The sequence below is a fragment of the Roseomonas sp. KE2513 genome (assembly GCF_016107305.1).
Classification (GTDB): domain Bacteria; phylum Pseudomonadota; class Alphaproteobacteria; order Acetobacterales; family Acetobacteraceae; genus Roseomonas.
Genome location: NZ_RCVR01000008.1, coordinates 216,970 through 225,736, shown reverse-complemented (window position 1 = coordinate 225,736; position 8,767 = coordinate 216,970). Strand labels below are relative to the sequence as shown.

The 8,767-nt window shown below is 71.0% G+C and carries 5 protein-coding genes; 4 read left to right on the top strand and 1 reads right to left on the bottom strand.

Translation table 11 applies throughout. The features are described from left to right. The first annotated feature begins 96 nt into the window (after positions 1-96). The gene (locus D9599_RS11025; protein WP_198381273.1) at positions 97-2,703 is read left to right on the top strand and encodes an MMPL family transporter; all 2,607 of its coding nucleotides are present in this window, start codon (positions 97-99) and stop codon (positions 2,701-2,703) included. Between the two features lie 79 nt (positions 2,704-2,782). Then, positions 2,783-3,577: a VacJ family lipoprotein gene (locus D9599_RS11020; RefSeq protein ID WP_198381272.1), complete on the top strand. Its 795-nt coding sequence runs from the start codon at positions 2,783-2,785 to the stop codon at positions 3,575-3,577. A gap of 10 nt (positions 3,578-3,587) precedes the next feature. On the opposite strand, the gene D9599_RS11015 is transcribed toward D9599_RS11020, so the two are convergent. Then, complete coding sequence (locus tag D9599_RS11015; protein WP_198381271.1) at positions 3,588-4,208, bottom strand: ABC transporter substrate-binding protein; 621 nt, start codon at positions 4,206-4,208, stop codon at positions 3,588-3,590. 243 nt (positions 4,209-4,451) lie between these two features. On the opposite strand from D9599_RS11015, the gene D9599_RS11010 reads away from it, so the two are divergent. Further along, a complete protein-coding gene (locus D9599_RS11010; RefSeq protein WP_198381270.1) occupies positions 4,452-5,651 on the top strand; it encodes an efflux RND transporter periplasmic adaptor subunit in 1,200 nt (399 codons plus the stop codon). Continuing rightward, a complete protein-coding gene (locus D9599_RS11005; protein WP_198381269.1) occupies positions 5,648-8,755 on the top strand; it encodes an efflux RND transporter permease subunit in 3,108 nt (1,035 codons plus the stop codon). Before D9599_RS11010 ends, D9599_RS11005 begins: the two co-directional genes overlap by 4 nt. The last annotated feature ends 12 nt before the right edge of the window (positions 8,756-8,767 follow it).

Below are 8,767 nucleotides of genomic sequence, written 5' to 3'. Positions count from 1 at the left end.
GCCAGGAAGGAACCATCCGCAACGCCAGAGCGTGAGGCCTTCGCAAGCGGGGTGTCCCATGGTCTGTTGCGCCGCAACACCCCATAGGGCGCCCCATTGCCGACCGAGACTTCGCTGATCGGCCGCTTCGTCGCGGCCAGTGCGCGCCATTCCTGGGCGGTGCTCCTCCTCTCGATCGCGGTTGCCCTCGGCGCGCTGCTCTACACGACGCGCCACTTCGCCATGACCACCGACACGGCGGAGCTGATCTCGACCGATCTACCCTGGCGGCAGCGGGAACTCGCCTATGCCGCGGCCTTCCCGCAGCAGCGCGACCTCGTCCTCGCCGTGATCGACGGCGCGACGCCCGAACTGGCGGATGCCGCCGCCGCCCGCCTCGCCGCGGCTCTGAAAGAGCGGCGGGACCTCTTCCGCACCGTCCGCCGCCCCGATTCCGGCCCCTTCTTCGAACGGGAGGGCCTGCTCCTCCTGCCGCTCGACGACGTGCGCGCCACCACCGAGCAGCTCGTCACCGCCCAGCCCTTCCTCGGGCCCTTGGCCGCCGATCCGAGCCTGCGCGGGGTCACCACCGTGCTCGACAACGCACTCGAAGGCGTCGCGCGGGGCGAGGCGAAGCTTGCGGACCTCCAGCGCGCCCTTCCCTCCCTCGCCGCCGCGATCGAGGACGCCGCCGCCGGCCGGCCGCACTTCTTCTCCTGGCGCGCCCTCATCTCCGGCACCGCACCCGGCCCGCGCGAGACCCGGCGCTTCATCCTCGTGCAGCCGGTGCTGGACTACGGCGCGCTCCAGCCCGGCGCCGCCGCCACCGATGCCATGCGTGCCATCGCCCGCTCCCTCGGCCTCGAACCCGCCCACGGCGTCACGCTTCGCCTGACCGGCCCCGTGCCGCTCGCGGATGAGGAGTTCGCCACGATCTCGGAGAATGCGGGCCTCGTCTCGGGGGCCATGGTGCTCGCCCTCGTCGGCATCCTCTGGCTGGCTGTCCGCTCGGCACGCGTGGTCGTGGCCATCCTCGTCACCACCATCCTCGGGCTGGTGGTGACGACCGGACTTGGGCTGGCCGCCACGGGGCGCTTCAACCTCATCTCCGTCGCCTTCATCCCCCTCTTCGTCGGGCTGGGCATCGACTTCAACATCCAGTTCGCCGTCCGCGTCCTCGCGGAGCGCCAGCACGGCAAGGCGCTCGCGGAAGCCCTGGTGGCGGCCGGGCGCGGGGTCGGGGGCGGCCTGGCCCTGGCGGCGGCGGCCATCGCCGCGGGCCTCTTCGCCTTCCTGCCCACCAGCTACATCGGCGTCGCCGAACTCGGGGCCATCGCGGGGATCGGCATGGCCGTCGCCTTCCTCCTCAGCATCAGCCTTCTCCCCGCGATGCTGACCCTGACCCACCCAGCGGGCGGCATGGTTGAGGTCGGCTACCAAGCCCTCGCCCCGATGGAGCACCTGCTGCACCGGCAGCGCCGCCCCGTGCTGGCCCTGGCGGCGGCGGCGGCGGCCGTCTCGCTCGCGCTCGTTCCCTTCCTGCGCTTCGACTTCAACCCGCTGCACCTGCGCAGCCCGCATGTGGAATCCATGTCCACCCTGGCCGACCTGATGGTGGATCCGGACCGCACGCCCAACGCGATCAACGCCCTCGCCCCCTCCCCCGCGGCCGCCGAGGCCCTGGCCCGGCGGCTGGAGGCCTTGCCGCAGGTGTCCCACACCGTCACCCTCGGCAGCTTCATCCCCGGGCAGCAGGAGGAGAAGCTCGCCTATATAGAGGACGCCGCCATGCTCCTCGGCCCCTCACTGGAGGCGGTGGAGCCCATAGCCCCGCCCTCCGACGAGGACCTCCTGCGCGGCCTGTCCACCACCGATGCCGCCCTTCGCACCGCCGCGGGGCAGGCGCATGACCCCGCCTCTGCCGCTGCCCGTCGTCTCGCGGATGCCATGGACCGCCTCCGCGCCGCGCCGCCCGCGAACCGCCAGGCCGCGCAGGCGATGCTGGCCGAGCCGCTGAAGACCCTTCTCGGCCAGACCCGCGCCCTGCTCACCGCCGGCCCCGTCACGCGGGAGAGCCTGCCGCCCGACCTCGTCGCGGACTGGATCACCGCGGACGGCCGCGCCCGCGTCCAGGCCTATCCGAGCGGCGACGTGAACGACGACGACAACCTCCACCGCTTCGCCGAGGCCGTGCAGGCCGTCGCCCCGGATGCCACGGGCACGCCGATCTCCATCCGCGGCGCCGGCGGCAGCATCGTCACCGCCTTCATCCAGGCGGGCGTGCTGTCCTTCGTCACCGTCACCGCCCTTCTCGCCCTCGTCCTCCGCCGTGTGCGGGACGTGACGCTGACGATGGCGCCCGTGCTGCTGAGCGGGCTGCTGACGCTCGCCACCTGCACCGCGCTCGACCTTCCGCTTAACTTTGCCAATATAATCGCCCTGCCGCTGCTCTTCGGCATCGGGGTCGCCTTCAACATCTACTTCGTCATGGCCTGGCGCAGTGGGGAGACGGACCTTCTCCAGTCGAGCCTCACCCGCGCCGTCGTCTTCAGCGCCCTGACCACCGCGACCGCCTTCGGCGCCCTGTGGCTATCCAGCCATCCCGGCACGGCCAGCATGGGGCGGCTGCTGATGATCTCGCTCGGCTGGGAACTCCTCGTCACGCTGCTCATCCGGCCAGCCCTCCTGGCCTGTCCGCCGGCGGAACTCGCGGCGCGGGGCTAGCGCGGGGCGGCAGCGCTCACCGCCACCGGATCAGAACACCGCGAAACCGCCATCACAGGCTCTTGCATAAGGCACGACTATGCTCGCCCGCCTGCTCCCCTATGCTTCCGCCATGATCCCGCGAATCCTTCTCTCCCTTGCCCTCGCCGCCTCGCTGGGAGCCTGTGCCACCCGGGGGGGAGACGCGGAGATGGCGGCAACCCCCGGCGACCCGCTGGAGCCGACCAACCGGCAGGTGCTGGACGTGAACATGGCCGTGGACGACGCGGTGATCCGCCCGGTGGCGCAGGGCTACCGCGCGGCGGTGCCGGCATATGCCCGCACCCGCATCCGCAACGTCCTCGACAACATGCAGGAGCCGCGGATCTTCGCGAACAACGTGCTCCAGGGCCGCTTCCTGGACGCGGGGCACACGACGATGCGCTTCTTCTTCAACTCCACGGTGGGCATCGCCGGCCTCTACGACGTCGCGACCGATTTCGGCATTGCCCGCCGCACCGGCGATTTCGGTCAGACCCTGAACGCCTGGGGGCTGGAGGACGGCCCCTATCTCATGCTGCCGATCGCCGGACCGTCGAACGTGCGCGACACCGTCGGCATGGTCGGCGACGGCTTCCTCAACCCGATCAGCTGGCTGCTGCCCTTCGGCGGCAACGCGGCCCGCGCGGGGGTGAGCGGCGTGGACCTGCGGGAGCAGAACATCGAGAGCCTGGACGCGCTCCGGAGCGAATCGCTCGACTTCTACGCCCGGCTCCGCAGCGTCTGGCAGCAGCGCCGCAACGCCGAGCTCGGCCGCACCGACGACGCGGGCGACGGGCTGGACGTGCTGCAGGATCCGGGCGCGGCGCCCACCCCGGTGCCCGCGGCTCGCTGAGGGCGCCGGTTCAGGCCCGCAGCAGGTCCGTCGCCCGGCGCCGCAGTTCCGCCGTCAGCCGCTCCGCCCCGCCCTCGCGCAGGAGAGTGGCAAACTCAGCGCGGCGGGAGGCGAGTTCGCTGATCGTGCCGGTGAGATAGATATCCACGATCCGCCACGCCCCCTGCCCCTGCCGCAGGAGGTAGTTGAGCTGCACGGGCGCGTTGTTCACCCGGTTCAGTACGGTGCGAACAAGGTGATCCCCGTTCGCAAGGGTTGATTCGCCTGTGGTGGCGAAGCTTTCGCCGGAATAGCCGTCGAAGCGGTTCGCATAAGTCGCGATCGTCCAGTCGGAAAAGGCGGCCACGAGCGCCGCCTGCTGGTCGGGCGCAATGCCGGACCAGGCGGGCCCGACCGCGATCCGCGTCATCGCCGGAAGGTCGAAGGCCAATTGCATGACCGGCCGCAGCCGGTCCAGCCGCCCGCGGACGCCCAGGCGCCGGGCATCCCGCATCACCCCGATCAGGGCCGCGTGCAGCGTCTCCACGACGCCCGACGCGCCCGCCTGGGCCAATACCGGGGCCGCAGGGAGGAGGAGGACTGCCGCCAGCAACGCCCTGCGGGAGGCGCGACCGGGGCCAGGGTTGCGCATGCCGTGAAGCGTATCACGAATACCTAACCTTAATCTCATTAGAGAATGCTTCCGGATCCCTGCCTGACACCATATAGGCGTTCACGGGACGCCCGGTTGCCGCGACTTCGACGGTTCTTGCGCCAAAATACATGTCCGAGAGGCAACAAATTGTCTCAGGATAGACAGAACACTTAGTATCGTCCTTTTCGAACCAGCGGTCCGCAAGCGAGAGTGAGCGGAATCACAGCCCGGAACCAACGCATGCGCGCAGTCCTCGCTGCTTTCTGCCTTGCTCTCGGTGCGGCGAGTTCCGCGCTGGCACAGGCCCCGGCCACGCCTCCTGGCCAGGAGGGCGGGCCGCCGGTCTCTGTCGCCGTCGCGCCGGCCACCGTTGGCGCGGTGCCGGTGGAGGTAACGGCGAACGGGACAGCCCAGCCGATCTCGGTGATCTCCGTCCGCTCGCGGGTGGATGGGCAGATCGAGCGGGTGCATGTGGAGGAAGGGCAGCTGGTGAAGGCCGGCGACCTGCTCTTCACCCTGGACTCCCGCACCGCCCAGGCCCAGCTCGCCCAGCAGGAGGCGAACCTGGCGCGCGACCGCGCCCAGCTCGAGCGCGCCCAGGCCGACGCCCGGCGCTACGCCTCGCTCCGCTCCGACGCCTACGCCTCCGCCCAGCGGGCCGAGCAGGCGAGCGCGGACGCGACCGCCCTCGCCGCGACCGTGAAGGCCGGCGAGGCAATCGTGGCGCAGACGCGGCTGGCAATCGAGTTCGCGACCATCCGGGCCGAGGCCCCCGGCCGGCTGGGCAACCTGCCCTACAAGGCCGGCAACTTCGTCCGCGCCTCTGAGGGCGCGGTGCTGGCCACCATCACCCAGACCGACCCGATCCTCGTCGCCTTCTCCGTGCCCGAGCGCTGGCTGGCCGAGCTGCGCGCCGCCCAGGGACGGAACGAGACGCCCCGCGTGCGCGCCCAGCCCCCGGGGGAGGCCGCCCGCCCGGCGCAGGGGGAACTGGTCTTCGTCGATAGCGCCGTGGACACCACCACCGGCACGATCCAGCTGAAGGCGCGTTTCCTCAACGAGGCCTCGCGGCTCTGGCCCGGCCAGTACCTGGAGGTGGTGATGGTTCCGCGCACCGATGCCCAGGCCACCTCCGTCCCCGTCGCCGCCGTACGCGTGGGGCAGGGCGGCAACTTTCTCTATGCCGTCACGCCGGAGAACACCGCCCGGCGGGTGGGGGTGAAGGTGCTGCGCTACGCCTCTGGCCGCGCCGTCATCGAGGGCGGGGTCACGGACGGCGAGCGCGTGGTGACCGAGGGCATCGAGCGCCTGCGGGACGGTGCCCGGGTCGCGGTCCGCACCCCCGGGCAGGCACCCGGCGGCGGAAGGCCTCAGGCCCAAACTGGGCAGGCACCTGATGCGCCGCAGATGGCGCAGCAGGCGCAGGCAGCCGCCCGATGAACCTTTCCGCCGTCTTCATCCGCCGCCCGGTCATGACCGGGCTCCTCTCGGTGGCCATCGTGCTCGCGGGCATCATGGGCTACCTGTCCATGCCCGTGGCTGCCGTGCCGCGGGTCGACTTCCCGGTCATCACGGTCAGCGCCCAGCTTCCCGGCGCGAGCCCGGACACCATGGCCACCTCTGTCGCCCTGCCGATGGAGCGTGAGTTCTCCACCATCACCGGCATCGACCAGATCTCATCCACCTCCGGCCAGGGCACGACGCAGATCACGCTGCAATTCGTGCTTAACCGAAACATCGACGCGGCCGCGCAGGACGTGCAGGCGGCGCTGACCCGTGCCCAGCGGCGCCTGCCGATCGAGATGACGCAGCCGCCCTCCTATCGGAAGGCGAACCCGGCCGATGCGCCGGTGGTGCTGCTGACGCTCTCGGGCGGGGACGTGCCGCTCTACCAGCTGAACGACATCGCCTCGACGCTCGTCTCCCCTGCCCTCTCCCGCGTGCCGGGCGTCGCGCAGGTCGTGACCTATGGCGAGCAGCTCTTCTCCGTCCGCGTGCGGATGCGGGCGGACCGGCTGGCGGCCATGGGGCTCACGCTGGACCAGGTCAGCAGCGCGGTCGCGACGGCCAATTCGAACACGCCGGTCGGCACGCTCAGCGGTCAGCGGCAGCAGCTGGTGCTGCGCGCGAACGACCAGCCGCCGGACGCCGAGGCCTTCGGCAACCTCGTGATCGCCGGCCGGTCCGGCGCCCAGGTGCGCCTTTCGGAAGTGGCGGACGTCGTGGACGGCGTGCAGAACGACCGCGTCGCCTCCTACCGCAACGGGGTGCGCGGCCTGACGCTCGCCGTGCAGCGCCAGCCGGACGCGAACACGGTGGAAGTGGTGGACGGCGTGATCGCCGCCCTGCCCGCGTTGCGCGCGGCGCTGCCGCCGGGCTCGCAGCTCGATGTGGCGCTGGACCGCTCCGCCTCCATCCGTGCCGCGGTACACGACGTGCAGGAAAGCCTGATCATCGCCATCGGCCTCGTTGTGCTGGTGGTCTGGCTCTTCCTGCGGCGTCTGCTGGCGACGCTGATCCCGATGGTCGCGGTGCCGATCTCGCTCTGCGGCACCTTCGGGCTGATGTACCTGATGGGCTACGGCATCGACAACGTGACCCTGCTGGCGCTCACCCTGGCGGTAGGCCTCGTGGTGGACGACGCCATCGTCATGCTCGAAGCCATCGTCCGCCATGTGGAGGAGGGGATGGACCCCTTCGAGGCGGCGCTGAAGGGTTCGCGGGAGATCGGCTTCACGATCATCTCGATCACCCTCTCGCTCACCGCGGTCTTCCTGCCGATCCTGCTCATGGGCGGCGTGGTAGGGCGCGTCTTCAATGCCTTCGCGGCCACCGTCTCGCTGGCGGTCGCTGTATCCTGCTTCGTCTCCCTCACCCTCACGCCGCTCATGGCCTCCTGGCTGCCGCATCATTCGGCGCCAGGCCGGGTGGATGCCTTCCTCGAGCGCGGCTTCAAAGCGGTGGAGCGGGCCTATGCCTGGGGGCTGGGCCTCGCGCTCCGCTTCCGGCTGGTGGTCTGGGCGGTGTTCTTCGCCTCCCTTGTCGCGGCCGGCTGGCTGGCCGTCGCGATGCCCAAAGGCTTCTTCCCGATCGAGGATACCGGCCTCGCCAATGGCGCGACCGAGGGCCCGCGCGACGCCTCCTACGAGGCGATGGTGGAGCTGCAGGGGGAGGTCGCCCGGATCATCAAGGCGAACCCCTATGTCGAGACGGTCGCCTCCAACGTCGGCGCGGTCGGGCAGAGCCTCTCGATCAACCAGGGGCGCATGTTCATCGAGCTGAAGCCCCGCAACCAGCGCCCGCCCGTGCAGGAGGTCATCCAGCAGCTCCGCCGCGAAACCTCCAGCGTGCCGGGCATGCAGGTCTTCCTCCAGCCGATCCAGAACCTCAACTTCGGCGCCCGCCAGTCGCGCACCCTCTACATCTACACGCTGCAGGGGCTCGAATCCGGGCCGCTCTACGACTTCTCCCAACGCCTCGCGGCCCGGCTGCGGAGCAACCCGCTGCTGCAGGACGTGAACACGGACCTTCAGCTCGACGCGCCCGTGGTCTCGGTGCAGGTGGACCGCGACCGAGCGGCGGCGCTTGGCGTGACGGTGGATCAGGTGCGCCAGGCCCTCTACTCCGCCTTTGGCGCGCGGCAGATCTCCACCATCTACGCCCAGGCGAACGCCTATCCGGTCATCGTGGAGGCCCTGCCGGAGGACCAGCGGGATGAGAGCGGGCTGCAGAAGCTCTATCTCCGCTCCAATACCGGGCGCCTCGTGCCGCTGAGCGCGCTGGCAACGGTGCAGCGCGGCACCGGGCCGCTGACGGTCGGGCACCAGGGCCAGCTTCCCGCCGTCACCATCGGCTTCAACCTCGCGCCCGGCGTCTCGCTGGGCGCGGCAACGGAAGCCATCATGGCGACCCAGGCGGAGATGCAACCGCCGCTCGGCGTCATCGGCGCCTTCTCGGGCACGGCGCAGGTCTTCCAGCAGGCGCTGGCCGGCCAGGGCGCGCTGATCCTCGCCGCCGTGCTCGTGATGTATGTCGTGCTCGGCGTCCTCTACGAGAGCCTCATCCACCCGCTGACCATCCTCTCCGGCCTGCCCGCCGCGGCGCTGGGGGCGCTCGCCACGCTCTGGCTTTTCGGGATGGATCTCTCGGTCATCGGCGTGATCGGCGTGCTGCTGCTGATCGGGCTGGTGAAGAAAAACGCCATCATGATCGTGGACGTGGCGCTCAGCCGGCAGCGGGAGGGCGTGGACCCGCTGACGGCGGTGCGGGAGGCCTGCCTCCTCCGCTTCCGCCCGATCATCATGACGACGCTGGCGGCCGCCGCCGGCGCGGTGCCGATCGCCGCCGGCTGGGGTGCTGCGGCCGAGCTGCGCCAGCCGCTGGGCCTCGCCGTGGTGGGCGGCCTTGCGGTCAGCCAGGCGCTGACGCTCTTCGTCACGCCCGTGCTCTATCTCGGCTTCGACGCGCTCGGCAGTGCTGTCGGGCGCCTCCGCCGCGGCTCGCGCGCCGCGCCGCCGGTGGCACATCCCGCCCCGGCGGAATAGGCGCTGGCCGAA